25 protein-coding genes are annotated in these 25,359 nt (G+C 44.4%); 8 read left to right on the top strand and 17 right to left on the bottom strand.

What is annotated here, in order from left to right; all coding sequences use genetic code 11:
• Nucleotides 1–10: 10 nt before the first annotated feature.
• Entirely contained in the window at nucleotides 11–637 is a 627-nt protein-coding gene (locus H2O73_RS02235) for a LysE family translocator (protein ID WP_182106085.1), read from the top strand.
• 117 nt (nucleotides 638–754) lie between these two features.
• On the opposite strand, the gene H2O73_RS02230 is transcribed toward H2O73_RS02235, so the two are convergent.
• The 11 genes from H2O73_RS02230 to H2O73_RS02180 all read right to left on the bottom strand — a co-directional run bounded on the left by H2O73_RS02230 (nucleotide 755) and on the right by H2O73_RS02180 (nucleotide 8,041).
• Entirely contained in the window at nucleotides 755–1,894 is a 1,140-nt protein-coding gene (locus tag H2O73_RS02230; protein WP_182106083.1) for an iron-containing alcohol dehydrogenase, read from the bottom strand.
• A gap of 222 nt (nucleotides 1,895–2,116) precedes the next feature.
• Nucleotides 2,117–2,530: a hypothetical protein gene (locus H2O73_RS02225; RefSeq protein WP_182106081.1), complete on the bottom strand. Its 414-nt coding sequence runs from the start codon at nucleotides 2,528–2,530 to the stop codon at nucleotides 2,117–2,119.
• Between the two features lie 62 nt (nucleotides 2,531–2,592).
• Nucleotides 2,593–3,408: a hypothetical protein gene (locus H2O73_RS02220; protein WP_182106079.1), complete on the bottom strand. Its 816-nt coding sequence runs from the start codon at nucleotides 3,406–3,408 to the stop codon at nucleotides 2,593–2,595.
• Between the two features lie 136 nt (nucleotides 3,409–3,544).
• Nucleotides 3,545–3,862 carry a cupin domain-containing protein gene (locus H2O73_RS02215; RefSeq protein ID WP_182106077.1) on the bottom strand — a complete coding sequence of 106 codons (318 nt, stop codon included), beginning with the start codon at nucleotides 3,860–3,862 and terminating at the stop codon, nucleotides 3,545–3,547.
• A gap of 24 nt (nucleotides 3,863–3,886) precedes the next feature.
• Nucleotides 3,887–4,501, bottom strand: a complete 615-nt coding sequence (locus tag H2O73_RS02210) for an HAD family hydrolase (RefSeq protein ID WP_182106075.1) — start codon at nucleotides 4,499–4,501, stop codon at nucleotides 3,887–3,889.
• Nucleotides 4,502–4,514: 13 nt separating this feature from the next.
• Nucleotides 4,515–4,865, bottom strand: coding sequence for a hypothetical protein (locus tag H2O73_RS02205; RefSeq protein WP_246335816.1), 351 nt, complete (start codon nucleotides 4,863–4,865; stop codon nucleotides 4,515–4,517).
• A 35-nt stretch (nucleotides 4,866–4,900) separates the two neighbouring features.
• Nucleotides 4,901–5,221 carry a MazG nucleotide pyrophosphohydrolase domain-containing protein gene (locus H2O73_RS02200; RefSeq protein WP_182106073.1) on the bottom strand — a complete coding sequence of 107 codons (321 nt, stop codon included), beginning with the start codon at nucleotides 5,219–5,221 and terminating at the stop codon, nucleotides 4,901–4,903.
• A gap of 83 nt (nucleotides 5,222–5,304) precedes the next feature.
• Nucleotides 5,305–6,123: an arylamine N-acetyltransferase family protein gene (locus tag H2O73_RS02195; protein WP_182106071.1), complete on the bottom strand. Its 819-nt coding sequence runs from the start codon at nucleotides 6,121–6,123 to the stop codon at nucleotides 5,305–5,307.
• A complete protein-coding gene (locus tag H2O73_RS02190; RefSeq protein WP_182106069.1) occupies nucleotides 6,110–6,667 on the bottom strand; it encodes a flavodoxin family protein in 558 nt (185 codons plus the stop codon). The genes H2O73_RS02195 and H2O73_RS02190 overlap by 14 nt, the downstream gene beginning before the upstream one ends.
• 111 nt (nucleotides 6,668–6,778) lie before the next feature.
• Nucleotides 6,779–7,405 (bottom strand): HAD family hydrolase, encoded by a 627-nt coding sequence (locus tag H2O73_RS02185; protein ID WP_182106067.1) that lies wholly within the window; start codon nucleotides 7,403–7,405, stop codon nucleotides 6,779–6,781.
• 21 nt (nucleotides 7,406–7,426) lie between these two features.
• Nucleotides 7,427–8,041, bottom strand: a complete 615-nt coding sequence (locus H2O73_RS02180; RefSeq protein WP_182106065.1) for a class I SAM-dependent methyltransferase — start codon at nucleotides 8,039–8,041, stop codon at nucleotides 7,427–7,429.
• 229 nt (nucleotides 8,042–8,270) lie between these two features.
• On the opposite strand from H2O73_RS02180, the gene H2O73_RS02175 reads away from it, so the two are divergent.
• Entirely contained in the window at nucleotides 8,271–8,975 is a 705-nt protein-coding gene (locus H2O73_RS02175; protein WP_182106063.1) for a lipoate--protein ligase family protein, read from the top strand.
• A 48-nt stretch (nucleotides 8,976–9,023) separates the two neighbouring features.
• Here H2O73_RS02175 and H2O73_RS02170 read toward each other — a convergent pair whose 3' ends face one another.
• The 5 genes from H2O73_RS02170 to H2O73_RS02150 all read right to left on the bottom strand — a co-directional run bounded on the left by H2O73_RS02170 (nucleotide 9,024) and on the right by H2O73_RS02150 (nucleotide 15,148).
• Nucleotides 9,024–10,268, bottom strand: a complete 1,245-nt coding sequence (locus H2O73_RS02170) for a quaternary amine ABC transporter ATP-binding protein (protein ID WP_182106061.1) — start codon at nucleotides 10,266–10,268, stop codon at nucleotides 9,024–9,026.
• Nucleotides 10,261–11,160 (bottom strand): ABC transporter permease, encoded by a 900-nt coding sequence (locus tag H2O73_RS02165; RefSeq protein WP_182106059.1) that lies wholly within the window; start codon nucleotides 11,158–11,160, stop codon nucleotides 10,261–10,263. Before H2O73_RS02165 ends, H2O73_RS02170 begins: the two co-directional genes overlap by 8 nt.
• A 95-nt stretch (nucleotides 11,161–11,255) precedes the next feature.
• A complete protein-coding gene (locus tag H2O73_RS02160) occupies nucleotides 11,256–12,245 on the bottom strand; it encodes an ABC transporter substrate-binding protein (RefSeq protein WP_182106057.1) in 990 nt (329 codons plus the stop codon).
• A 263-nt stretch (nucleotides 12,246–12,508) separates the two neighbouring features.
• The gene (locus H2O73_RS02155) at nucleotides 12,509–14,257 is read right to left on the bottom strand and encodes an SgrR family transcriptional regulator (RefSeq protein WP_182106055.1); all 1,749 of its coding nucleotides are present in this window, start codon (nucleotides 14,255–14,257) and stop codon (nucleotides 12,509–12,511) included.
• A 276-nt stretch (nucleotides 14,258–14,533) separates the two neighbouring features.
• Nucleotides 14,534–15,148 carry a DedA family protein gene (locus tag H2O73_RS02150; protein ID WP_182106053.1) on the bottom strand — a complete coding sequence of 205 codons (615 nt, stop codon included), beginning with the start codon at nucleotides 15,146–15,148 and terminating at the stop codon, nucleotides 14,534–14,536.
• Between the two features lie 516 nt (nucleotides 15,149–15,664).
• Here H2O73_RS02150 and potE point away from each other — a divergent pair.
• The 6 genes from potE (at nucleotide 15,665) to H2O73_RS02120 (ending at nucleotide 24,766) form a co-directional block, all read left to right on the top strand.
• A complete protein-coding gene (potE, locus tag H2O73_RS02145) occupies nucleotides 15,665–16,990 on the top strand; it encodes a putrescine-ornithine antiporter (RefSeq protein WP_182106051.1) in 1,326 nt (441 codons plus the stop codon).
• A gap of 54 nt (nucleotides 16,991–17,044) precedes the next feature.
• On the top strand, nucleotides 17,045–19,336 hold the full coding sequence (gene adiA / locus H2O73_RS02140) for an arginine decarboxylase (protein ID WP_182106049.1): 2,292 nt from the start codon (nucleotides 17,045–17,047) through the stop codon (nucleotides 19,334–19,336).
• Between the two features lie 800 nt (nucleotides 19,337–20,136).
• Nucleotides 20,137–21,657: a glutamine/gamma-aminobutyrate antiporter GadC gene (gene gadC, locus H2O73_RS02135; RefSeq protein ID WP_182106047.1), complete on the top strand. Its 1,521-nt coding sequence runs from the start codon at nucleotides 20,137–20,139 to the stop codon at nucleotides 21,655–21,657.
• 16 nt (nucleotides 21,658–21,673) lie between these two features.
• On the top strand, nucleotides 21,674–22,645 hold the full coding sequence (gene glsA / locus H2O73_RS02130; RefSeq protein WP_182106045.1) for a glutaminase A: 972 nt from the start codon (nucleotides 21,674–21,676) through the stop codon (nucleotides 22,643–22,645).
• 15 nt (nucleotides 22,646–22,660) lie between these two features.
• Nucleotides 22,661–24,055, top strand: a complete 1,395-nt coding sequence (gad, locus tag H2O73_RS02125) for a glutamate decarboxylase (RefSeq protein WP_182106043.1) — start codon at nucleotides 22,661–22,663, stop codon at nucleotides 24,053–24,055.
• 96 nt (nucleotides 24,056–24,151) lie between these two features.
• Entirely contained in the window at nucleotides 24,152–24,766 is a 615-nt protein-coding gene (locus tag H2O73_RS02120; RefSeq protein ID WP_182106041.1) for a trimeric intracellular cation channel family protein, read from the top strand.
• A gap of 61 nt (nucleotides 24,767–24,827) precedes the next feature.
• Here H2O73_RS02120 and H2O73_RS02115 read toward each other — a convergent pair whose 3' ends face one another.
• Complete coding sequence (locus H2O73_RS02115) at nucleotides 24,828–25,349, bottom strand: NADPH-dependent FMN reductase (protein ID WP_182106039.1); 522 nt, start codon at nucleotides 25,347–25,349, stop codon at nucleotides 24,828–24,830.
• Between the last annotated feature and the right edge of the window lie 10 nt (nucleotides 25,350–25,359).

Below are 25,359 nucleotides of genomic sequence, written 5' to 3'. Positions count from 1 at the left end.
AGGAGTCACTATGTTTCCGCTGGATGTATTTATCCCCTATACCTTAGCTTGTTTACTGTTGGTGATGTCACCCGGTCCTGATAATTTACTCGCCATCGCAAGGGGCTTAAGCCAAGGGAAATTAGCTGCTTGGGTTTCTGGTTGCGCGTCAGGCTCTGGCATTTTATTCCATGTAATGGCCGCTACTTTTGGCTTAACTTTGCTTATTCAAACATCCGAAGTGGCATTTTACGTTGTGAAACTGGTGGGTGCGGGTTATTTGATTTGGCTGGGAGTGAAAGCTTTGCGTTCTCGTCGTTTATTTAACTTAGAACAAGCTAAGCCACAGTCTCTATTTTCTATCTACAGCACCGGATTTCTTTCAGCGGCATTAAACCCAAAGCCGGGGCTGTTTGTGCTCGCGTTTATCCCGCAATTTGTTCATCCACAACTTGGATCTGTTACCTTGCAGATGGTGGGCTATGGAGTTTGGTTTGCACTACTGACCGCGGTAGGTTTTAGTTTGATGGGGGTATTTTCCTCACAGCTTTCTAATTGGCTTAAACAAAAGCCGAAGGTCGTTTCTGCGCTGAACATTGGTGGCGGGATAACCTTTATTGGTTCCGGTCTGGCGATCGCATTGATGCGTCAAAAGTAACTTAGTTGAAAGTCACTGAAATAAAAACAGAGCCTGCGAACGGATAGAAAAAAAGCCCCGGATGACGGGGCTTAGCTTACGAAGTTTGGGTTATGATATTAGGATAATGGCTGCGACTTACTGACCATAGTAAGCGCGGCGGTAAATCTCTTTCACATCGGCAGGGCTAGGAGTGCCCGGGTTGGTTAGTGTGCATGGGTCGTCAAAGGCGTTTTGGCTCATGCGATCAAGCACCGCTAGGTAATCTTGCTCGTTAATTTCCACTTCGCTGATCTCTTTAAACGTTAATGGAATATCCAGTTTGGCATTTAAAGCACGCAGTTCATTCTCGATTGATTCAATGGCTAAGTAGCGTTCCACTTCGGCATATTTGTCGGTGGACTGCTTGTTGTACTCGATGATGTAAGGCATCAAAATTGCGTTCGCTAAGCCATGAGTTACGCCAAATTCACCGCCAATTTTGTGTGCCAGTGAGTGTACTAAACCCAGTGATACGTTAGAAAATGCCATACCTGCTAATGTTGAAGCGTTGTGCATGTTGTCACGCGCTGGCATGTTCTCGCCCTGTTTGTAAGCCGTCTCGATATTCTCAAATACCAGCTTAATCGCGCGCATGGCGAGTGGATCGGAATAATCGTTCGCAACGGTTGAAACAAACGCTTCTAATGCGTGTGCCATGACATCCATACCGGTATTCGCGGTGATGTGCGGCGGCATTTTGGCTGGAAGTGCTGGGTCAATAATTGCCACGTCAGGGACGATATGTGGCGATACAATTGGGTATTTGATGTGGTTTTCTAAATCAGTAATCACAGAGAATGCAGTGATTTCTGATGCCGTTCCACTGGTTGAAGGAATCGCGACAAATTTTGCTTTGTTGCGTAGCGCGGGCATAGAAGAAACAGGGATAATATCTTCAAAGCCTAACTGAGGATGCTCATAGAAACACCACATGATCTTCGCTGCGTCCAACGCTGAGCCGCCACCAATCGCAATAATCCAATCTGGTTCAAAGTCACGCATGGCTTGTGCGCCTTTTACCACGGTTTGAACGGATGGGTTAGGTTCTACGCCATCAAACACAATGGAATCGATGCCCGCAGCGCCAAGTAGCTCTTGGGTTTGAGCGATAAAACCGAACCTTTTCATTGAGCTACCACCCGTTACGATGATGGCTTTGCGCCCTTGTAGGGTTTTGAGCGCTTCCATGGCGTTTTCGCCAAAATAGATACTCTCAGGGATTTTAAACATGTTCATGTTCTTTTCCTTCAGTTAAATTTTAAAACAAACTGCTGGAATAGTACCTGTGTGTGAAGGGGCAAATTTGATCAGAATCATGTCGGGTAACTGAGGAAATCACGCGGCTAAGATTGGCTTCAAATTTTAGGAGTCTGTTATCATATTGGCTGTAATTTCGTTGCAAAAAATAACTTTCCCCAATATTAATTTCTTTGTTTTTCAGTTGCTTGATGTAAAAAGTCAACGGGTTTTGTTATTGGTTTCGGTTTGCTTCTCAAAAGAGCTGAGCGAATTTTTGTCGCTAGTCACGGCATGGCTAAGAGATTGATTTAGGTTATTGATAATGACTTTTAGCGGTCGGCTTTGTACTTCGGTTAATAATATGGTGACGTATCCAAATAGCGAAAGTGCAGCCAATGGTAGCGCAAAGGTTGGATTGGAATAGATATAGCTATGAACGCCATTAAACAGTAAAACAGAATAGATGATTAGCAGTAGCAACCTATTGGTTCTAATGCGGTAGCTGCCTTTGGCTACGTCATAAATGACAGTCGCATTATTGGTGAACATTCCAAGAGGTACACGGATCGAATATCGGCTGACTTCTCTATGCTTAATTCCGGCTTGGTTAAGTTGGGCTTTTAGTGCTTCCATCGTTTCATCCCGTGCTGAAGTTGTTTATGCTTAATTCGCTGGTAGTGCGTTTCGTACGGTTGCTATGGTGCGGCTTTGATCGGTTGCATTTGTAGCGCGAGTCGCTGGGCGAATTCCGTCACGACTCTGGCGTTATCCCCTTTTTCCGCATCACCACATACTTCACCACGATAATGGCTATTAGGGCTGGAATAGATGGGAAGGATTTCATCTTCATAACTCATGACCGTACCGCCGGTACCGCATTTGTAGGCGCGTGCATAAGGTTTTAAGAAGTGATGGAATTCAGGCAGAATGACCGATTCTAGCCAGTTCTGCATATTGTAAGGGCTGCCTTCTGCATGCTGTGCCCACGCAAGATGCCCCAACTCGTGTTCAATCAAATTGATGCCATTATTATGGGCAATAGCGAAGAATTTACGGCTTAAATTGACTTCAGCTTGACCAGAGAAACCGAGGATATCACCGTATTTTTCAGCGAGAACAAAACCATAAAACTGGTTTGGCTGTGGGTATTCATCCTCAAGGTCGTCACTGTTTAGTTGAGATTCCACTTGTTTATGCAAACTGAAGATATCGTGTACGTTACTTTTATCTAAGTCGATATAGCGAATAGATCCGAGCGAGCGTGTCATTGGAATGCAGGAGTTGCGCAAGATTATATTGGCTTGTTCAAGGGAATCGGTGAAGTACGCTTCGAACTGTTGTTTATCGCGGTTTTCTAATGCTTCTTGGTCAACAATAAAGCTCACCTCGGTATCAACGATAGGAGAGACGTCGCAATCGGCAAGTTCAAGACCTTCTGAGCCAGGTTTAGTGACGATCATTATTGCCACCACCGCCACTAAGCTGCTGATGACTAACCATTTGCGTCGCATAGAGATTCTCCACTAATTAGCTTGCCATTGAGGCTGAGGGGGGAGTCTGTCTAAATCATTTTTAACGCACAAGGAAGCCATCGATTTCTGCGACGAGAGTCCTATTTATCTGCTTTAGTAGGTTGTTCTATAAGAGTTATGTAGGGAAAAAGATGGCAAGCCAAATTGTGGGCTCGGTTGGCGAGGTAGATTTCACGCGGTGCTTTTGATGCGCTGGAATGGTGAGATAATCGCCTTGTTTGAGTTTTACAGCATTGCCATAGGGGTATTCAATGATGCCAAAACCAGACAGGACCAATACCCACTCATTATCGACTTGATCGTACCAGCCATGCTCGGGTGAACCTTGCCCATTTGAGACAATACGTTCAATACGAACATGCTCATTTTTTACAATATCTTCAAACAGTTCCTGCTCTAGAGATTGGGGGATGTGTGAAAATAAGTTATTCATTGGGACTCCATCCGTCGAGAGTGGTTAGTTTGCGACTTGGTCAGTATTGTCGATTTTCAACCAGCGAAAATACTTTTCATCGGCAATATCAAGCATAGGGAGATCTTCATAAGTATCACCGTAAGCGTATATTTTGCTGTATTGGCGAATATCGAGTTGCTCCTTGAGTAAGCGTACTTTGTTATCAAGGCTGCAATCACCATTTAAGTAGTATCCAGTATAGCGCTGATTGCGTTGGCTTAATCGGCTGCACACCACTTTAATACCTTGTTGTTGGCACCAAATATCGAGGTAAGGGCTGAGCGATGCTGATACCACATAAATCTCGTCACCGCGTTGCTTATGCCACTCGATTTTCGCTAATGCATTGGCTCTCATTACTTGGGGTAAGTAATCATTCACAAACCGCTTAGCTTGTACTTCCACTTGGTGAATGCTGCGTTGCCAAAAGGCGATTTTAGACAGGATAGGGCGCGTTTTACTCGCTCGAAGTAAGCCCAGCTTATAGAGCAAAATGACGGGTGAGGCGATAACGCCACCGATGATTAGCCGAGGTTTCGGCGTGGCAAAAAAGAGAAACTCGGTATAGGCATCTTGATTGGTTATGGTGCCGTCAAAATCAAACAGTGCAAGATTCATTTGGTTTATAAGCCTACAAGTAAGTGGCGAGCAAACATAAAGCCATTGGCGGTACGCCAGCGATAAACAGCTTAGTGAACATCTGGCTGTTTTCTTCTTCTCTCAATGTGTCTACTTTGTCGCTTTTGCTTCGATCGACCATAGAGTCGGCAACGCGCTCGGCTTTATTACTTGATGAGCCAAATCCTGCAGCAGGAGGGTACATATAAAGTAATGCCGCGATTCCCCATAGGATAAGAGCGGTAAAGAAGGCATAGTCGGAGATAAAACGAATGCCGAATAATCCCGTTGTGGAATCAATCAATACAATGGCACTCGCGGTGGCAATATTACTGATCAGGACAAATTTTAGAAGTTGGAACATACGTGAGACCACTTAAGAGAGATGAATTTGTCAGCTTATTTCTGCCAACATCTGAGTTTGTTTTTTTCTTCTTTCGCTATAAAGGCTTGCTCTAAATCGATCTCATAGCGATTGGCGATAGAGCATAGATAGATAAAAATATCAGCCAATTCATCACCAACCTCACCGACTTTAGAATTTGGGTCAATCGCTATGCCTTGGGATTTGCGCACCGCTTTGAATAGCTCGCCAGTTTCTTCGCCAAGCAGCAAGCATTTTTCTAATACCGGTTGATCGGCAAAGCCGCGCTCCACTTCCAATTGGGCGACATAATGCTGAAAATCAGCCAATGATGGGGTTTGTTTTAACTCAGGCATTGTCACTCCGTTACCCTGATTCAATTCGAACTAGGGTAACCAGTTAGAGTAGAAAATGCCAATCAATCAGAATAATAGCGGAATCAGTGCGCTCTTTGCATTTGGTGATCGAATAGGTAGCGAGCCTCTTCCACATTGATATTGAGTCCGAGCTGCTGACTCAGTATTTGATGAAGTTGTTTGGCTGTTTTTATAGTCGATGAGCGCTCTGTTCCGGCTTGATCATCATATTCAAATAACTCTAATCGTTTGACCAGTTCACGCGTATTAGAGTGAACTTTTGACACCACGAGATTGTTAACAAAATTGCTTTGCGGATGTTTGTGGGTATAGAAATGGCTGGCATCACAATCTGTTTCCGTGGTTTCGCTTAAATCGAAGCGGTAGAGAGTCTGCCAGTTATCTTGCTCACGTTGCTCAACGCGATAGTCTTGGTTTTCAATCGCGGACAAACGCACTTGTTGGTTATGCCAAGTGTATTGCTGGCTTTGTAAAACTAATGCTTCACGAGGGGTAGCCAAGCCAAAGCCGACATCAACTAGATAGTTTTCACCATCAAGACTTAATAACGTCACTCGGTGTGAACGACGGTTGAGCTCATCACCATTTAGCAATACACGAGCTAATATTGGTCGCACGCTGTAACCTAGGTACTCTAACGCGCTTTGCATTAGCTTGTTGTGTTCAAAGCAATAACCCCCCTGTTTACCAACGACAATTCGTTCAACAATCGACTCAATATCTAAGCTTAAATCCCGATCTAAAATGACATTAACACTGCTAAAAGCAAATAAGCTAAGGTGTCGTTGGATCATATAATTAACGCGCTCGACACCACGCAATGATACGGGAATATCGAGCTTGGTGAGATAGTGTTCTATTGGGTTGTTAATTGCTAGCATTGGAATCCGTACTTAGATAAGTGATCGAACGCTCGAGAGGTTTGGTCAGCAAAGCTGAGATGAAGGTATCCAACTCTCTTGGGTTTATGACGATGTTTTCACGGCAATCTGCATGCAGTTTGCCAGCGTATTGCATACTAAAATAACTAAAAATTTTGCTAAACATCTGCTCAAACACCGAACATATTTCTGCATTGGCAGAGCTGGTGAGTACAAATGCTCTCTTACTTGCTAGCGAACGAGCTTTGATTTTGAGTGCCGCAACGTCGGTTAATTCAGTGATTCGATCGATGAAGGCTTTCATCGGTGCGGTTGGCGCATGCCAATAAATCGGCGATGCAAAAATCACATTGTCCGCTTGCAGAATTTTCTCCACTAATGGATAGAAATCGTCATTAGGGTATTGATTCTCATAGTTGTACGCGGAAATAGAGAGCTCATCGATATTGATTATTTCCATATCAATATGCTGCGCAACACGCTCAACCACTTGAGCAGTATTGCCTTGAGGGTTGGCACTAGAGAACAGAACCAGTGTTTTCATCATATTCCTTTATGGTCGAATGAGTACTGGTTCTGACTATAAAACCTCTAGTTAAGTTGAGGTAAAGCGTTTTTTGTTCTATTTGTAATTTAAATGCTCATCGCATTTTGCTTATTCTTCGTCGACTAAAATCCCGAGCATTTTTAATTCTCGTTCGCACTGTTCTGCATTTTGGAATTGAATACCCGCCATACCGATAGCTTCGGCGCCTTCAATGTTGTAAGGCATATCGTCTATAAACAAGCACTCTTGTGCGTCCAACTGATATTGCTCAATCAGGGTTTGATAAATCTCTGGGCTTGGTTTCAAGTAACCCACATCGGCGGAGATAACTACACCGTCAAATAGCGGCCAGAAATCGTATTGCTGTTTGAGGTGAGTCACTATCTCGGGAACATTATCGGAGAGGGCATACACGTTGTAGCCAGCTTCTTTGACACGATGCAGTAGTTCGATTGAGCCAAATAATACGAGTTGGGTATGTTTAACGTAGTAGCAGATCTTTTCTGCCTGAATAACCGATAAGCCAAACTCTTTCTGCAGCGCTGTTTGTACTTCGGCTTCAGTCAATTCACCGCGATTGGCAGATAGCCAGATTGGTGATTGGAATATCTGTTTAGTGATTGTATTGACTCGTTCTGAGTCGCCAAAAGTAAGACGAATTACTTCAACCGGTGACCAACGCACAATGACATTGCCAAGGTCGAATATGATATTTTTAATGCTCTTTGATGACATCCTGTTCTCCCAAAAAACAACCTAGTTTGGTTTGCGTAAGATAACGCCTAAGCGTCCTTTATCTCTTTTCCCATCCGGTTTATTGACTAACTGCTCTGCAATTAGCTCAAAGCCAATTTGTTTACAGTGATTCAATAACTCTTGGATTGGGTATGAATCGTAAAAAAACTCTTGTTCGAACATAGTGTCGACAAAAGCGGGAATATGGGTGTGGCTGCCGCCACTGGATAGAATAACCACGCCATTCGATAACAAACAGTCATACACCTTTTGCAGTAATGGTTGATGTTGTTCTCTTGGTAAGTGAAACATGGAATCCCAGATCACCACGCCGTGGTAGTTCTGCGTAGGCGAAAACTGTTCTAACTCGGCATGTAGCCATGTTTGCTTTGGTAGAATTTGCTGTGCGTGTGCAAGGAGCATGTGTGAGCGATCGATGCCAGTAATATTGAAGCCGTGGCTTGCTAGCATAGTCGCGATAGGCTCACCGCTTCCACAGCCGAGATCGAGAAGTTGAGCGTGTTGTGGTAATAGAGCAATGAAGTGTTCAAACATCGCTTGATCTTGATCAGGCAAATGGGTGCGGTTACATAGCCAGTGGCTGGCTATGGCATCGTAATTTGCTTTTAAAACCATCTTACGCACAATCCTTGCTAATTGAATAATGCATTATATAACAATTCATTATCACTTAAATTACTATTCTTTCATAAGTTTAGTGTTTAGGATTTCATCTGTATATATTGAGATGTTGGTAATTTGTAAGTTGATCTAAATTCTGTTCGATTTAAGGAATAATTTAGTTCAATACTGAGTAATGATTTGTGATGTTAGTTTGAGTACAAGCTATCTCTTGGAGCTTCCTATGGCGAGTAAGAACAAGTTAATCCGTTACCCTTCAATTGAAGTGCAAGCACTGTTTGAGAAAGAGCAGGCGTTGATAGAGCAAGTTAAAGCCAGTCAATTAGATCAAGTGTTGTTATTGTGGCAAGCCAAAGTACCAACATTGGTTCTTCCTGCGGGAAATAAGTGGTCATTGAGCGATGAGTTGGTGCAGTCACTTGCCCAAACAGGTTGGGCGCTGACGGCGCGTAAAACTGGTGGTGCGCCTGTCCCTCAATTGCTGGGTATTATTAACTTGTCGCATATTTATCATTGGCCAGACGATTTGCCGTATGACATTAAAACAGCGTACTTAAATTTATGTGGAGTGTTGAAAACATTTTTCCAATCAATTGGTGTGACAGTAGAGGTACATGCAACCCCCGGTTCGTACTGTGATGGGGATTATAATCTCAATATTGCAGGGCAGAAAATTGTTGGCACAGCGCAGCGTGTATTGCTCAAGAAGCAAGGCGGTAAGGTGGTGTTGTCACAAGCTTGCATTATCATCGATGCGGATGTTGAAAAATTGGTTGAGCCAGTAAAGCTGTGTAATCAGATTTGCCACCATTCCGCGCAGATTGAAGCGAATGTGCATACCACACTCTATAGCCATATGGATGAGCGTCCGAGTGTTGAGGTGTTATTTCGTCAGCTTACCGAGGCGTTTTTGTACCATTCCAAATAGGATTGGCTTAAATAAAATCCCCCGCATAAAGCGGGGGATGAGTGTTACTTAGCTTACGCTTTCAAGCTGCTTAGCGTTGCTCGCTTTTTCCTCTTCCTCTGGCTCATCAGAGCTTGATTCAGAGAATATTTCGGCGACAGCGCTACGCTCTAATTCACCTTGCAAGTTACCGTCTTCATCGACCACTGGGAGTGAGAAGTCCGAAGACATAGTGTCGGTTAAGACCTCTTCAATCGCAGAGTCAGGAGAAACCGATGGCACTTGCTCATAGATCTCTTCATGCCAATCATCACTGGTTGGGTCTTGGACCGCATCAATCAGGCTCTCTTGAGTCACCAGTCCTTGATAGCCATCTTCCGTTACGTGGTAACCGTAGTCGTGTTTTGACTGCTTCATTTGTGCCAGCGCTTCGTCGATGGTGGAGGCTGTAATACGTAGAGCTGGTGGCTGCATTACGGTTTCAACCGTCAGTGCGCGCGCTCGGTTTACGTCTTTGACGAAGGCTTCTACGTAATCATCTGCTGGTGTTAGCAAGATCTCATCAGGCGTACCTTGTTGCACCAATACACCATCTTTTAAGATCGCGATGCGATCGCCGATTCGCAGTGCTTCATCAAGGTCATGGGTAATGAAGATAATGGTCTTGTGTAGCTTCTCTTGCAGTTCGATCAACTGATCTTGCATTTCGCTACGGATCAACGGATCCAGCGCTGAGAAGGCTTCATCCATCAACAGAATTTCTGCATCAGTTGCTAGCGCGCGAGCAAGACCAACACGCTGCTGCTGACCACCTGAGAGTTGCGCTGGGTATTGCTTCTCGTAGCCTTTTAGCCCAACGGTATCAAGCCAGTTTTGGGCTCTCTCATAACGCTCCGCTTTTTCAAGCCCTTGAATTTCCAGACCATAAGCGACATTGTCGATAACGGTTCGGTGAGGTAGCAGACCAAAGCGTTGGAATACCATCGACATTTTATGGCGACGGAACTCTTCCAGTTCTTTATTGGATAGCTCCATGACATCAATACCTTCAACCATGATCTTACCTTCAGTTGGGTCGATCAAGCGGTTAAAGTGGCGGATCATCGTTGATTTACCTGAGCCAGATAAGCCCATAATAACGAAGATCTCACCTTGATTGATGTTTAGGTTGATGTCTTTTAGACCAACAGTATGTCCGGTTTCAGCCAGTACTTTGTCTTTGCTGTCGCCGCGTTTAACTTGTTCCATCACAGTGCGAGGGGCGCGGCCAAACACCTTATACAGACCAGTGATCTCAATCAGTGGTTTAGTCATGCTTTAGATCTCCTAAGTGTGCTTGAGTACGTTTTGCATACGCTTGAGAAGCGCGGTCGAACAAAATCGCAAGGGCGACAATCGCAAACCCGTTAAGAAGACCCAAAGTGAAGTATTGGTTGGTAATGGATTTAAGTACTGGTTGACCTAAGCCTTTTACGCCGATCATTGAAGCGATTACAACCATTGAAAGTGCCATCATAATCGTTTGGTTAATACCCGCCATAATGGTTGGCATTGCCAGTGGTAACTGTACGCCGAATAAGCGTTGCTTCTTGCTGGCACCGAACGCGGTTGCAGCTTCCAATACCTCAGTATCGACTAAGCGAATACCTAGGTTGGTTAAGCGAATTACAGGCGGGATTGCGTAAATGATGACCGCAATTAGACCAGGAATTTTACCAATACCCAGCAGCATAACCACAGGGATCAGATAAACGAACGCAGGCATGGTCTGCATGATATCAAGCATTGGTGTAACCACGGACTGAATACGGTCCGAGCGAGCCATGGCAATACCAATAGGGATACCAAGTACAATTGCGAGCATTGTACAAACAGTGATGATACTTAGAGTACGCATGGTGTCGTCCCACATACCAAAGTAGCCAATCAGCAACAGAGATACGGCACAACCAACGACGAGTTTCCATGAACGGCTAGCAGCATAAACAAGACCACAGCAACAGGCTAATACGATGAACCATGGTGTTGAGAGAAGTAGTTTTTCAAACCAGACCAAAAATGACAGAAGAGGGTCAAAAATGGATTCAATGACCTCACCGTATTCACGTGAAAAGTTACGATATAGACCATCTAAAGTTTTTCGAATGGCTCTTAGATCTGCGCGTTCCATTGCTGGAAATTCGCTGAGCCAGCTGGTGTCAGACATTATTTAATTCCTTATCAATACTGGAGCGGCAAGAGCCGCTCCAGAACTACAGATGTGAGTGTTAAGTCTGTATTAGTTAACGTGTGAAGGGGCGCTTAAAGTGCGCTAGCGACTTTGTCGGCAACCTCTTTAGGTAGCCATTGTTTCCAAGTCTCTGGGTAAGTTTCTAGGAAGTAGAACATGGCATCTTCACCCGTTGCTTGGTTATCTTCCATCCAAGCAAGCAGTGCGTTCATCTGAGTATTAGAGAAACCGCGGTTGTTCAAGTAATCGAGAAGTGCAGGTTCGCGGTTAGCGAATGCTTCAGTAACGACGGTGCTTACTGGAGAAGGCGGGTACATCGTCACTTCTGGTGATTCACAACCTTCTTTGCTCACACAGTTCAGGTATTGATCTTTGTCGACGCCTGTACCGAAATCGACTTTCACCATCTCATACTTACCTAAGATGGCTGTTGGCGCCCAGTAATAACCAAACCAAGCTTCTTCTCGCTCGTAGGCTTTCGCAATGGAGCCAGAAAGACCCGCACTTGAGCCTGGGTCAACAATGGTAAAACCAGTATCACTTAGGTTAAGTGCTTTGAACAAGTTACCCGCACTGATTTGACAGTTCCAACCTGCTGGGCAGTTGTAGAATGCGCTGGTAGAAGAATCTTCAGGGTGTGGGAAAAGTTTGGCGTGTTTTTTTAATCCTTCAATTGTTGCAAGTTCAGGATATTGTTCAACCATGTAAGATGGAACCCAGAAACCTTCTTCACCGCCATCAACCAGTGCTTTACCTGCATAACGTAGGCGCTTGTCAGCCACACCTTTGTCGAGTGATTCTTTAAGCGCATTGGTCCACATTTCTGGCGCAATATCAGGCTGCGCTTTTTCAATCATGGAAGCGCCAGTCGGCATGGTGTCACCAGGAATAAGTTCAGCACTACAGCCGTAACCTTCGTTAAGAATAAATTGGTCTAAATTGGCCATTAAGCTTGCTGAATTCCAGTTCATTTCAGCAATGGTGATTTTTCCACACTCGTCGGCAGAAGCTTGTGTTGCTGCCAGTCCGGCGATCAACAATGTCGCGAGTTTGAGTTTCATTTTGATATCCTAATCTAAATAGTACCCTATAAGGTTACCGGAATATTAATTAGAGTTCAAACTATTGACAGGAGTGACAATACCAAAACAATATTGTATATCACGTGATATAAGGCTTTGTATTCGTCTGTTTTTCACCATTTTGCGTGCATCTAATGCTCTACAGGGTAGAGCATTACTAGGCTAAAAGAGAATGCTATGAAAAATTTATCATTAGAATTCTAATGATTTGATGTGGCTCACAAATTGTTGCGCAATGGCAATCAGTCTGCCGACCACACATTGCGGATATCAGGCCAGCCCCAATTTGTTAGTGCGACATCTTTCAAAACACCATGAAATCGGAGTGTTTGTCGGTGATGGAAGAGCGGTAAAATTAGGTACTGATTGATAAGAGAAGAGGCGATGGGTTCCAGCGCATCTAGGTATAAATTAAGGGGTGTTTCTTTGCGTAAATGCTTTAGAGATTCACATAACCAGCCTTGGGCTTTGTCACCAATACTGGCTTGTAAAATTGGGTTATGGAATAAGCTGCTATATGCGGATGAGTGTCGATTATCATCCAGATTGATATTGTGCACGATGAGGGTTTCATGCAGTTGATGCATCTCTGAACGTCGGTTTAATTCACGAAAAGAGTAGACATTAACGGTGACTTTTATCCCTAAGGCATGCAGTTGTTTGGCGATGGCATTCGCACAGTTAACCAGCGCATTGTAATCGTATACAGCGATCGATAATTCACTAGGTAACTCAACCTTTTCTGGCTCTGGGCGAACCACTTTATGCCAGTTGGGTAATATGTTGTAAGCGTGTTCACTGCCAAAGGTTTTGCCGTCATGATCAAGCTGTTGGTAGACGCTGTCTGGAGTAATAATGCCAGACAAATAACGCTGTTGTTCGGAGGTTAACGGATTGGCGCTGATCTGATTGAATAATAAGAACATGCAGCCATCTTCAATACGTGTTTGTTGTTCTGGATCTGCTTGTTCGTCGAGCTCTGAGGTTAAATAGTAATGACAAGCGTGTCCGGTCTGTTTTTCTGGGTGATTGGTCTCTATCTGCTTTTGTTTTAGCTCGCGTTCATCTAGTTGCCAAATAGTGACCAAATCAGTTAATGCACGGCAGGCATAATAGTGCTCAAAAGCTTGCATGCAGAGTTTGGTATTTGAATGCTCAATGACTTCGAATACGCCACTGCCAATTACAGATCCCTGATAATTTTCTTGCAGTTGTTGCAACGGTTGAATAGAGAACTTAATACCTGAAAGTAAACCGCCAAAGCCTTTGTCTGGCTGGGAAAGCTGAAAGACAACTTTGTTATCCATTGGCGCTGAAACATGCAGCAGATGGTCTAGATCGGGGTGGTAGTGATCCAGCTCAGCCAAGCGGGTAAATAGGTTGGCAATGCTATGGGCATCAATCGGCTGACCATTGTGAAAGGTTAACCCCGGTCTTAAATAGAACGTCCACTCTAAGGCTTTTTCATCATGTTGCCAGTGGTGGGCGAGTTGTGGCTGGAGTTGACCATCAAAATCGCTGCTGACTAGGCAACAATATATTTGCCTGATCAAATAACGCTCGCTAGAACGGTGTAATTGATGAGGAACGAGTTTTTCGAAGGGACGTTTATAAGTAAGCTGGATATGTAATCGACCTTCACGAATTGAAGCCCCAGAAGTGCTTTGTAAAAGCTGACCAAATATACGTTCGTCATTATCTAAAATCGAGAGGGCTTTTTCGTATTTTCCTTGTTCGATTTGTTTGGTTGCCAGCCGTGCCTTTAAATCGCTTAACTCAATGTTAAGCCGCAATGTTGAGCGTTGATTTCGACCTACTTTGGGGTGCCAACTGAGCCATTCTAATTTATGCATATCACCCAATAAATTGCGCGCATGCCGAGTACTAGTGAAGAGTGTATTGGCGACATCTGCTAAGGCGATTTTGATCTCTTGATCAGTGCCCATCGGGGCGAGTCGAGTGTAGTAACGAAGTAAGTTTAAATCAGACATTGAGTAGCACTCTCTATAACTAATGCAGCAATGTTTTTGGGCTACTGTTCCTGATATTTGCGTTTTCTGTCTTTATCTGCTGACTTTTTAGTCAAATAAAGCTAATTGAGGAACAGTAAATTAAAAAATGCTCACTATTTCTTTTCCTTATAGTGAGGGACAATAGCACCATAAAGAGAGCAGAGAAAGCAGTAGTCGATAGACATTTGCTCCTGTACCCCCAGACCGTTTATTAACTGCTGCTCTCTGTGCTTTTTATCTTTGATGTTGTTTGGGTCATGATTTCTGTGAACGGCTTCGTCGACGCCCCAACATCAATAGAAGCAACCCTAAGAATAAGCTAGCGGCAACCAACCATACGCCCATCTGATGCTCTGTATAGAAGGTACTAAGTTGATGCAGATGCGCAAAAGCATAATTGCTAAGTAAACTAAAAACTGCGACCCAAATTGTTGTTGCCAGTGCATTACCCAGCAAAAACTCACGTTTGGGCATTTTTGCAATGCCGCATGCTAACGGCATAAACTGTTTCATGCCCTCGATAAAGCGACTGACGACTAAGCAAGCCGGACCATATTTTTGAATAGCGTTTTGTAGCTTTTGCATTTTTGTGCCTGAGATATAGCCTTTTTTATCCAGCCAACTCTCAAAGTAATACCCTAATAAGTACCCGCATGTGTTGCCAATAAAGCAGGCAAGCCATGACGCTAGCATAACCATGCTCAAATTCATTGAACCACGTGCCGCCAATATCGATGCGGCAATCATCAGTGACTGCCCAGGCATAGGCACACCAATACCCTCAAAAAAGATGCTGATAACAAGCGCCACATAGCCATATTGGTCAAGCACAGGTGACATTGCGTCTAGTAGTTGAGTTATGTGCTGCAAAGAACCTCCGTAGGGCGCTAAACCTTTTTGATATCAATGTGTGACGGCAACTCTTTGGCTCGGCTGAGCGACAAAAATCACCCTGTTTGGGTTTGTTGTTGTCAGTGTTTACCTATCCTCGTGACAATTACTGAGAATGTAAATATCTATTTTAGCGTTCAATAATCATGGTCGCATATTGCTATGAATAGTTGTAATAAATGGCGGTGATGCAAAATTATTTTGAATAGCTTTTGTGAATGACTTTTATCAATAGTTTGATTGGTTGTTCTTTAATGTCTTTCTTGTCAACAGGGTTGAGAGTGGCAGGCGGCCGATGACAAATAAATTTTAACTATGTTGAAATTCACTAACTATGCTTAGAGACATTAATGGTGCTGAGAAGCGCCCATTTTTTAAGTGCCGTTCTTAAGATTAGTATTGGTTTGGATGACCATCATCGTAGTCGAAGCAATCTCATTACCACCATGGCACTCATGATACCGCAGCCAATTAAGCGGTGTTTTAAGGTGAGGAATGTTTATGAGTAGTAATAAGATGGGGCTGATGGGGCTCACTACGATTGTCACAGTTAACATGATGGGGTCGGGGATAATATTACTGCCTTCTAGTTTGGCTGAAACAGGTGGCATTGCATTAATGGCATGGGGAATAACTGCCGTAGGTGCGTTATGTATTGCGTACACATTTTCTAAATGCGGTATGTATTGTCTTGAAGATGGTGGGATGTCGGCATACGCTCAAAAAGCCCACGGTAAGTCCAGTTTCTTTGTTGCTTCGTATACCTACTATGTCTGCTTAGTCATTAGCGCAGTGGCTATCGCTGTCACATCGGTTGGGTATCTTGAATCCTTTATTCCTTGGCTCAAGCAATCTTCCGTGCATACCTTTGTTGGCGTTGTGGCGGTTTTAGTCATCACCCTCGTTGCCAATATGCGCGGTGCCAAAATTACCGGTCAAATATCCTCTATTACGGTGTGGGGCGTGATTGTCCCTGTACTGGGCGTGTCGATTATTGGTTGGTTCTGGTTCGATAGTAAGATCTTCATGGAAGCATGGAACCCCAATGATGTCTCGACTTCTAAAGCAATGTCGTCAGGGATTGCGCTGACACTCTGGGCATTTTTGGGGATTGAATCGGCAGGGGTGAACTCAGGAGCGGTAGAAAACCCCAAACGTAATGTTCCATTGGCTTGCATGCTAGCAACCATCTTTTCCGCAATTACTTATGTTGCTTCCACCACAGTGATTCAGGGTATTGTGCCTAATGATCTGTTGGCTAAATCTGACGCGCCTTTCGGACTCGTCTTTGCTCAAATGTTTAACCCTTTAGTTGGACAAGTGATCACCGCAATGGCTGTTGTCGCCTGTGTTGGCTCATTGCTGGGCTGGCAATTTACCAATGCACAGGTCTCGAAAGCCGCGGCTGATATGCGTTTGTTCCCCAAACTGTTTGGTGAAACCAATCGTTTTGACGCCCCCGTTAAAGGCATGTTGGTGATGTTGACGTTGGAAATTATTCTCGCAGTGATGACCATTTCGCCAACCTTGATTAAGCAATTCGATGTGCTGGTGGATTTGGCGGTGTTTATCAACATGGTGCCATATATCCTTTCTCTTACTGCATTGGGTGTCATTTTACGCTCTGCGAATGTGGGGGAATCCGAGTACAAAACCTCCATTTTTGTTGGTGGCATTGCCGTGCTGTATAGCATTTATGGTGCGTATGCGACAGGGCAAGAATCGGTGTTCTACGGCACATTGATCATGCTGCTGGGTTACTTTTTCTATGGCTTTATTGCCAGCCGAGACGCTGCTCAGTCAACGGTTGGAGAAGAATAATGCCAAGTCACTTTTCGAAAACTTCAATTCCCCAACCACAAGGGACGCAGGATTATGAGTAGTTATGGTAAGAAAAAACACGCTTTGATCTTCAATGATACGGTGAATTCCGGTGTCATCGAGAATGCGCTCAAACGTTTGATTGATGAGTTTGCAAGTGAGGGGGTGGGTGTCACAGTGGCTACGTCATTTGATGACTGTTATTCAATCTTCAATGCCAATATTGCAGTAGATTGCTTTTTATTAACTTCGCAAATGACAGGTCGGCAAGTTGAGGAGAATGAAAAATTCTTCAAGTTAATTGATAAGCTCAATCGTCGTCAGCAAGGTGTGCCCGTTTTTCTTTTAGCTGAGCGGAAAAAGATAACCTTGTCTGTCAGCCGAGATTTAATGTCTCGCGTTGATGAGTTTGCATGGGTCATTGAAGATACGGCGGACTTCATTGCTGGCAGAGCCATCGCCGCGATGGATCGCTATCGTGAGCAACTATTGCCACCTTTGATGAAAGCGATGATCAAATATGATGATGTGCATGAATACTCTTGGGCTGCCCCGGGTCACCAAGGTGGGGTTGGCTTTACAAAAACTCCGGCAGGTCAAAGATTTTACCATCATTATGGCGAAGCTCTATTTCGTTCTGATATGGGGATTGAACGCGGCTCCCTTGGCTCGTTACTCGATCACACGGGTTACTTTGGTGACAGTGAAGAGTTTGCCGCTAAGGTATTTGGTGCGGACAAATCCTACTCATTGGTCACCGGAACATCTGGGGCTAACCGCACCATTATGCAAGTGTGTATGAAAGAAGACAGCTTGGCGATTTGCGACCGCAACTGCCATAAATCAATTGAGCAAGGGTTGATGTTAACCGGTGCGCGCCCCGTCTATATGTTACCGACTCGAAACCGTTACGGCATCATTGGACCAATTTACCCACAACAGATGGAGCGAGCCTCACTCAAGCAAAGAGCGGCTGAAAGCACACTAACCAAAGATTTTGCTCAGCAAGAGGCTGTGTATGCGGTCATTACCAACTGTACTTATGATGGTTTATGTTACAACGCGAAACGCGTGCAAGAAATTTTAGGCAAGAGTAGTAATCGCCTCCACTTTGATGAAGCTTGGTATGGTTATGCACGTTTTAACCCAATTTATCATGATCACTTTGCCATGCGTGGCTCACCAACTGAGAGTGAAAATGAACCAACGGTGTTCGCGACTCACTCAACACACAAACTACTCAATGCCTTATCTCAGGCTTCCTACATACATGTGCGTCATGGTAAAGATGCCATCGATTTTCAACGTTTCAACCAAGCTTATATGATGCACGCCACCACCTCACCGTTGTATGCGATCAGTGCATCTAATGATATTGCTGTTTCACAAATGTCAGGCAACCGAGGTTACTCGCTCACTCAAGAGGTGATCCATGAAGCGGTCGACTATCGTCAAGCCATGGGACGTTTGTACCGTGAGTTTGAACAAGATGGAGATTGGTTCTTTAAACCGTGGAATGCAGAAACGTTTACTGATCCGGAAACGGGGCAAGAAATGCCTTTTGAAGAGGCAGACCCACAATTGTTAGCCTCGACCCAAGAATTCTGGGTGATGAAACCGGATGATAGATGGCATGGTTTTAAAGATATGCCAGAAGATTGGTGCATGCTCGACCCCATTAAAGTGAGTATTTTGGCTCCAGGGATGGGGGAAGATGGTCAATTGCTGGATACCGGAGTACCAGCGGCGTTAGTGACCCAATATTTAGGTCGCTTTGGGATTGTGCCTACACGAACCACTGATTTTCAAATTATGTTCTTGTTCTCCATGGGGATAACTAAAGGTAAGTGGGCAACATTAGTGAACACCTTGCTGCACTTTAAAAAGCATCATGATAGTAACTCGCCACTGAAGCTGGTGCTTCCAGAACTGGCCGAAAGTCACCCTGAAGTGTATGGTGAAATGGGACTAAAAGAGCTCAGTGAAGAGATGTTTGCGTATCTGAAACAGCATACACCTTCAGATAAGCTTAACGCCGCGTATTCCACCTTGCCTGAAGCGATAATGACGCCACGAGCGGCATTTGAATCGATTGTTGATAACCATGTTGAGATGGTGCCTTCCAATCAACTGAAAGATCGCATTGCGGCAAATGCGGTGATCCCATACCCACCGGGCATACCCATGTTGATGTCGGGTGAGAGTTTTGGAGAAAGTGCCAGCCCGCAAATCACTTACCTGCGTAGTTTAGAAGTATGGGATAAACAATTCCCCGGCTTTGAACATGAAACAGAAGGAACGGAAGTCATCGATGGTGTTTATCATGTGATGTGTGTGAAACGATAAACCCTGAAACTATGCCCAATAAAAGCGAGCCATACTGTGGTTCGCTTTTTGATTTGAGGGGCACGAATAGACAATATTGCGCTGTCAAACATACTCAAATGGATTAAATGATGGGAAAACGGAAATTTATTTTCTAGAAATTGTGCAAGAAAATAGGGTTATTAGCGGTTTTCCGGTGAACGAATGGCGCCTGTGCCACAACAATGAATGCAATAGCAAAATATCAAGTTATTAATTGAACCTCAAATGAGTTGCGCTTTTGTGGTTGAACTAGCGCTTGCTTGCAAGCCAAGTCTAGCGGGGGGTTATCAATAAAAGTACGCGTAAATGCGATTTGTATCACAGTTTCAAGTTAATAAAAGATCTGTTTTTGCCGTTGGACTATCAGAAATTAGCTTAAGTCGTTAAAAACAAAGCCTAACATCTCTCTAAATCTCCGGATTATTGTTCTTATGACTTGCACTACTGTGCATCATTCTTGCTGTGTAACAACCTGAGCGCCACAAACGCTACTATTTCCCGTTATAGCTTAAAAATAGCTTTCTAGGCGGTTATGTACATGTTTTCTATAATGCCGTGTGTTTCGCCTCCTAATCTCATGTAATTGGTTGATTCGCAACCTCCATATTTGCAATTTTAAATATGGCTTATGCTAATTCTCAGCCCTGATTCATAGTGGTATTTTCCGTGCATTAGGTTTCTCCTGTCTCCATATAACACGCCAAAATCAGACGGTTATACGCCCACTCGCAGTACCTAACCCACTTAGTTTATATCTTGTAAATGTAAGGTTGGTTAACATGGCAAATACCGAAAAAATCCAAAAAGGGCGGATCGGTGTATTCGCTCTCGCAATGCTAAACATTGTGGCTGTTGTCAGTTTGAGAGGTCTTCCTGCGGAAGCTGAATATGGCCTTAGTTCTATTTTTTACTACATCTTTGCTGCAATAGTATTCCTCATCCCCGTCTCTCTAGTTGCCGCTGAATTGGCGACTGGCTGGTCAGAAAAAGGCGGTATTTTCCGCTGGGTTGGTGAGGCATTTGGTCCTCGCCTCGCGCTTGTCGCGATTTTTATGTTGTGGATTGAAGTGACCGTTTGGTTCCCAACCGCGTTAACATTTGGTTCTGTTTCTTTAGCCTTTGTTGGTCCCGATCAAACATGGGACCAAGCTCTATCGCAAAACAAATTTTTTGTACTCGGTGTGGTACTTGCCATCTACTGGCTAGCAACAATTATTGCGCTGCGCGGCACTGAAGCGTTCTCTAAAGTGGCTAAATGGGGCGGCTTAATCGGTACGGTTATTCCCGGTATCGTGCTTATCGTGTTGGGCTTCTCTTATCTATTTTTCTCTGGTAATACTCCTGAAATTGACTTGTCATGGAGCAAAGTCATTCCGGACTTTTCAAACTTCAATAACGTGGTTCTTGCAGCGAGTATCTTCTTGTTCTACGCCGGTATGGAAATGAACGCTCTGCATGTAAAAGAAGTTGATAACGCACCACGTAACTACCCATTGGCGATCATGATTGCAGCAGCAGGTACGGTAGGTGTATTTGTATTGGGAACATTGGCGATTGCCTTCATCATCCCGCAACAAGACATCAGCTTAACCCAAAGCCTACTCGTGACTTATAACAAAATGTTCGCTTGGGCTGGTATTGGCTGGGCGGCACCAATTATGGCAGCTTGCTTAGCCCTTGGTGTTTTAGCCGGCGTAGTCGGTTGGGTGGCAGGTCCATCATCAGGCTTACTTGTGGTTGCTAAAGGTGGCTACCTTCCTCGTTTTTGGCAGTACACCAATAAACATGGGATGGCGACGCATATCATGATGGCGCAAGCCTTGTTGGTGACCATGATTTCGACTGTCTTTGTGGTGCTACCTTCGGTACAAGCGGCTTATCAGATCCTTAGTCAGCTTACTGTCGTATTGTACTTGATTATGTACTTACTTATGTTCGCTGCCGCTATTCACTTACGCTACACCCAACCTAATCGCCCTCGTCCATACAAAATTCCAGGTGGCAATATGGGAATGTGGTTGATTGCCGGTTTAGGCTTCATGGGGTCATTGATTGCGTTTGTCTTCTCGTTCATCCCACCAAGCCAAATTGCTGTGGGTAGCCCACAGGCGTACATCGGTATTCTTGTTGCCTTGACGGTGATTTTCGTCTTCGTACCGTTCGCTATCTACAAAGCTCGCAAACCACACTGGCAAGATCCTGCGGTTTCAGATTTCGCGCCTTTCACATGGGAGATCGAAGCGGTTCACCCAGGTGTTATTAACCCATCCGATAAAGTTACTCACACATTAAACTCTTAATGTAAGGACGCACACAATGTCATTCACTCCTAATGCAACAACGAATTCTATTATTAGTGAAGAGCTTGCTGTGGTCATGCAGCAAGCGCTAATAAACAGTACCCATAATTGCGCTGGTGAAAACGCATCCTATATCCCGTTCTTGGCTTCTGTGCCTTCAGAGTTGACTGGACTTGCGTTTGTGTCAGTGGCGGGGGAAGTGATTCAATTTCAAGATGCGGAGTACAAATTCGCTATTGAGTCTATTTCAAAAATCATGACGCTAGGTTTAGTGCTTGAACAATCTGGCGCTGACGAGTTACACAATAAAATAGGCGCAGAGCCAACAGGCATGCCATTTAACTCGGTTATGGCGCTTGAGCTGCATCAAGGCAGACCATTAACACCACTGGTTAATGCCGGCGCAATGGCGACAGTGAGTATGGTAAAAGCCCGCGATGCAGAAGACCGTTGGCAGCAAATCTTGGCGTTTCAATCACAACTTGCCAATAGTGATATTGAGCTTTCAGAGGAAGTTAACCAATCAGAACAAACCACCAATACTCACAATCGAGCCATTGCGCTGTTGCTTGAATCATCAGGCTGTATTTATTCCGATTCAATGCAAGCGTGTGATGTCTATACCCGTCAATGTTCAACGTTATTCAATACTGTTGAGCTTGCAACCGTTGGGGCAACCCTTGCCAACGGCGGTAAAAACCCTTGCTCAGGCAAGCAACTTGTCCAGCCAGAAAACATCCCCCACATTCTGGCCGAAATGACGATGGAGGGTCTTTATGATACGTCCGGTGACTGGGCGTATGATGTAGGTCTTCCTGGTAAAAGTGGGGTAGGCGGCGGCTTGCTTGCGGTGATCCCAAATGTTGGGGCGCTGGCAGCATTCTCTCCACGCTTAGATCCAATTGGTAATAGCGTGCGCGGTCAACAAATGATCAAACAAATTGCTCAAACCATGGGTTGGAATTTGTTTAGCAGTCAGCAACACTAAGGTAGGACGAAAATTATGGCACTTCATACTGTCACTCGAAATAACGATCCAATTTTTGGCTCTGAAAGTATTCACCAGGTGGCGGCTGCAACCATGCTTCCGCAACATGAACAGTCACCGAGCGTTATCTACCAAATGATTCGAGATGAACTTTACTTAGATGGTAATGCTCGTCAGAACTTAGCGACTTTTTGCCAAACATGGGAAGAAGACGAAGTTCATAAATTGATGGACCTTTCTATCGATAAAAACATGATCGATAAAGATGAATACCCTCAATCTGCGGCTATTGAAGGGCGTTGCGTTCATATGTTGGCAAACCTATGGTATGCGCCAGATTCGACCACCACAGTTGGCACCTCGACTACAGGCTCGAGCGAGGCTTGTATGCTCGGTGGGTTAGCCGCTTTGTGGCGTTGGTTTGATAAACGCCGAGAGCAAGGCTTATCGATTGAAAAACCGAATATGGTATGTGGCCCTGTGCAGGTGTGCTGGGAAAAATTTGCCCGATACTGGGGCGTAGAGCTTCGCCAGATGGAGATGTCGGAAAACCACTACTGTTTGACCGCAGAAGATATGCTGAGCATGGTGGATGAAAACACTATCATGGTGGTGCCAACCTTTGGTCAGACTTTTACTGGTCTATATGAAACGGTAAAACCGTTGGCAGATGCGTTAGATGTTTATCAGCGTGATACTGGTATCTCGATTGATATCCACGTCGATGGCGCAAGTGGTGCAATGCTTGCTCCATTTTGTGCCACAGAGATCGACCCTTGGGATTTCCGTCTAGAGCGAGTGAAATCAATCAGTACTTCTGGTCATAAATTCGGTTTGTCACCAGTGGGTGTGGGTTGGGTTATTTGGCGTAGCAAAGAAGATTTACCTGAAGGTTTGGTTTTCCACGTTAACTATCTCGGTGGTGACATGCCAACATTTGCATTGAATTTCTCTCGCCCTGCGGGTCAGATTATTGCGCAGTACTATAATTTCTTACGTTTAGGCTATGAGGGATACCAACGTATTCATTCAGCGTCTTACAATGTGTGTGAGTACTTGGTGCAACAACTGAACAAATTTGAGCTGTTTGAGTTCTTGTTTGATGGCAACCGAGAAAAAGGTATTCCGGCGATTGCGTGGCGTTTGAAACTTGGGCTAAAAGTCGACTTTTCGCTTTATGATTTGGCGGATCGCTTACGCACACGGGGTTGGTTGGTGCCTGCATACAGCTTGCCCGGTAACGCAGAACATATTGTCGTCCAACGTATTTTGGCGAAACAAGGTTTAACCATCGACCTTGCCAATCTCTTGATTGAAGACTTCAAACGGTCAATCGAATTCCTAGAGAAAAACGGTTCAACCAACTGCACCGCTGAGGATACAAGATCGTTTGATCATAGTGGTCATTAGTGCCGGTTTAAGCCGTACTAAAAATGGATAGTAGACCAACGAAAAGGTCAATTGTGTAAGCAGTTGACCTTTGTTTTTTTCAAAGAAATAAACCGTATGTTTGTACATATCATTGAAATTATCTGTATTTGCGCCTTTGCACTGAGTGCGGTGATCAGTGAAGTAAACAAAGGCAAAGACATTATTAGTATATTGGTGCTTGGTTGGGTAACAGCGTTAGGTGGCGGAACGGTACGCGACGTGATTCTTTCAACCGATCAAGTGTTCTGGATTCAATACCCTTCTTATTTCTGGGCGGCATTGTTTAGTTCTTTGGTTGGTTTTTTTATCGCACCACAGTTAAGAAAACTCAAAGCCGAACGGCTTATATTAGTGTTGGATGCGATCGGTATTTCGATTTTCTCGATACTGGTGACCAAAAAAATGATCCACCAAGACTACGCCGCTTATGTGGCTATCACCATGGGCACAATAACCGCCGTATTTGGTGGGGTGGTACGGGATATTATCGTTAATCGACCAACCATGTTTAACAACACAGAGTTCTACGCAACGCCTGTTATTTTAGGCTGCTCGTTATTTGTTGGTTTATCGCATTTAGGCATGAATGCCGACGTGAATACTATTATCTGTATTGCTTTTATCATCACATTTAGGATGTACATTGTAGTGACGAAGAAAAGCTTTCCTCGATATTTATTGTTGAGATAAGCAAAGCCAGCGATCAACGATCACTGGCTCTTTTGTTTGCTCAAGGATGTGTCATTTGAACTTACAGTGTTTCAATTGCGTCTAGCAGTTGGCGGTTGAACTCTTCTGCTGTGACTTGACCTGTTTCCATATCAAAATTTTCGTAGAAGCTTGGTAGCGAGATGCTTGCTTTTACGTCTGCCGCAAAGTAAGGCGCTGAGCCAGAAGCTGCCGCAAGTACACTACCCGCACCGCCAGGTCCTGGTGATGTTGCTAGCATGATCACAGGCTTACCTTGGAATACTTTCATGTCGATGCGAGTAGTCCAGTCAAAGACATTTTTGTACGCCGCAGTGTAAGAGCCGTTGTGTTCTGCAAAAGAGATAATAATCAAATCAGCGTCGCTGATCGCTTGGAAGAACTGTTTTGCTTGCTCAGGCTGACCCAGCTCTTTTTCACGCTCATCACTAAAGATAGGCATTTCCAGTTGATGAATATCCAGCATCGTTACTTCTGCGTTTGGAACTTGTTTTGCAGCGTAGTGAGCCAGTTGTTGGTTGATTGAATTTTTGTTGTTGCTTGCGCCAAATGCTAAAACTTTCATCTTGTAATCC

This window comes from Vibrio marinisediminis, assembly GCF_014050145.1.
Taxonomy (GTDB): domain Bacteria; phylum Pseudomonadota; class Gammaproteobacteria; order Enterobacterales; family Vibrionaceae; genus Vibrio; species Vibrio marinisediminis.
Note: the sequence above shows the minus strand (reverse complement) of the source record. Positions and strands in the feature narration are given on the sequence as shown.

Coding starts and splice junctions, on each gene's coding strand:
- gadC (WP_182106047.1), top strand. CDS start 20,137: ATGGCAAATACCGAAAAAATCCAAAAAGGGCGGATCGGTGTATTCGCT.
- H2O73_RS02210 (WP_182106075.1), bottom strand. CDS start 4,501: ATGAATCTTGCACTGTTTGATTTTGACGGCACCATAACCAATCAAGAT.
- H2O73_RS02190 (WP_182106069.1), bottom strand. CDS start 6,667: ATGAAAACACTGGTTCTGTTCTCTAGTGCCAACCCTCAAGGCAATACT.
- H2O73_RS02160 (WP_182106057.1), bottom strand. CDS start 12,245: ATGAAACTCAAACTCGCGACATTGTTGATCGCCGGACTGGCAGCAACA.
- H2O73_RS02155 (WP_182106055.1), bottom strand. CDS start 14,257: ATGTCTGATTTAAACTTACTTCGTTACTACACTCGACTCGCCCCGATG.
- H2O73_RS02175 (WP_182106063.1), top strand. CDS start 8,271: ATGGCGAGTAAGAACAAGTTAATCCGTTACCCTTCAATTGAAGTGCAA.
- H2O73_RS02120 (WP_182106041.1), top strand. CDS start 24,152: ATGTTTGTACATATCATTGAAATTATCTGTATTTGCGCCTTTGCACTG.
- H2O73_RS02170 (WP_182106061.1), bottom strand. CDS start 10,268: ATGACTAAACCACTGATTGAGATCACTGGTCTGTATAAGGTGTTTGGC.
- H2O73_RS02185 (WP_182106067.1), bottom strand. CDS start 7,405: ATGTCATCAAAGAGCATTAAAAATATCATATTCGACCTTGGCAATGTC.
- H2O73_RS02215 (WP_182106077.1), bottom strand. CDS start 3,862: ATGAATAACTTATTTTCACACATCCCCCAATCTCTAGAGCAGGAACTG.
- H2O73_RS02205 (WP_246335816.1), bottom strand. CDS start 4,865: ATGTTCCAACTTCTAAAATTTGTCCTGATCAGTAATATTGCCACCGCG.
- glsA (WP_182106045.1), top strand. CDS start 21,674: ATGTCATTCACTCCTAATGCAACAACGAATTCTATTATTAGTGAAGAG.
- H2O73_RS02115 (WP_182106039.1), bottom strand. CDS start 25,349: ATGAAAGTTTTAGCATTTGGCGCAAGCAACAACAAAAATTCAATCAAC.
- potE (WP_182106051.1), top strand. CDS start 15,665: ATGTTTATGAGTAGTAATAAGATGGGGCTGATGGGGCTCACTACGATT.
- H2O73_RS02195 (WP_182106071.1), bottom strand. CDS start 6,123: ATGCTAGCAATTAACAACCCAATAGAACACTATCTCACCAAGCTCGAT.
- H2O73_RS02230 (WP_182106083.1), bottom strand. CDS start 1,894: ATGAACATGTTTAAAATCCCTGAGAGTATCTATTTTGGCGAAAACGCC.
- H2O73_RS02165 (WP_182106059.1), bottom strand. CDS start 11,160: ATGTCTGACACCAGCTGGCTCAGCGAATTTCCAGCAATGGAACGCGCA.
- H2O73_RS02220 (WP_182106079.1), bottom strand. CDS start 3,408: ATGCGACGCAAATGGTTAGTCATCAGCAGCTTAGTGGCGGTGGTGGCA.
- H2O73_RS02180 (WP_182106065.1), bottom strand. CDS start 8,041: ATGGTTTTAAAAGCAAATTACGATGCCATAGCCAGCCACTGGCTATGT.
- gad (WP_182106043.1), top strand. CDS start 22,661: ATGGCACTTCATACTGTCACTCGAAATAACGATCCAATTTTTGGCTCT.
- H2O73_RS02200 (WP_182106073.1), bottom strand. CDS start 5,221: ATGCCTGAGTTAAAACAAACCCCATCATTGGCTGATTTTCAGCATTAT.
- adiA (WP_182106049.1), top strand. CDS start 17,045: ATGAGTAGTTATGGTAAGAAAAAACACGCTTTGATCTTCAATGATACG.
- H2O73_RS02225 (WP_182106081.1), bottom strand. CDS start 2,530: ATGGAAGCACTAAAAGCCCAACTTAACCAAGCCGGAATTAAGCATAGA.
- H2O73_RS02235 (WP_182106085.1), top strand. CDS start 11: ATGTTTCCGCTGGATGTATTTATCCCCTATACCTTAGCTTGTTTACTG.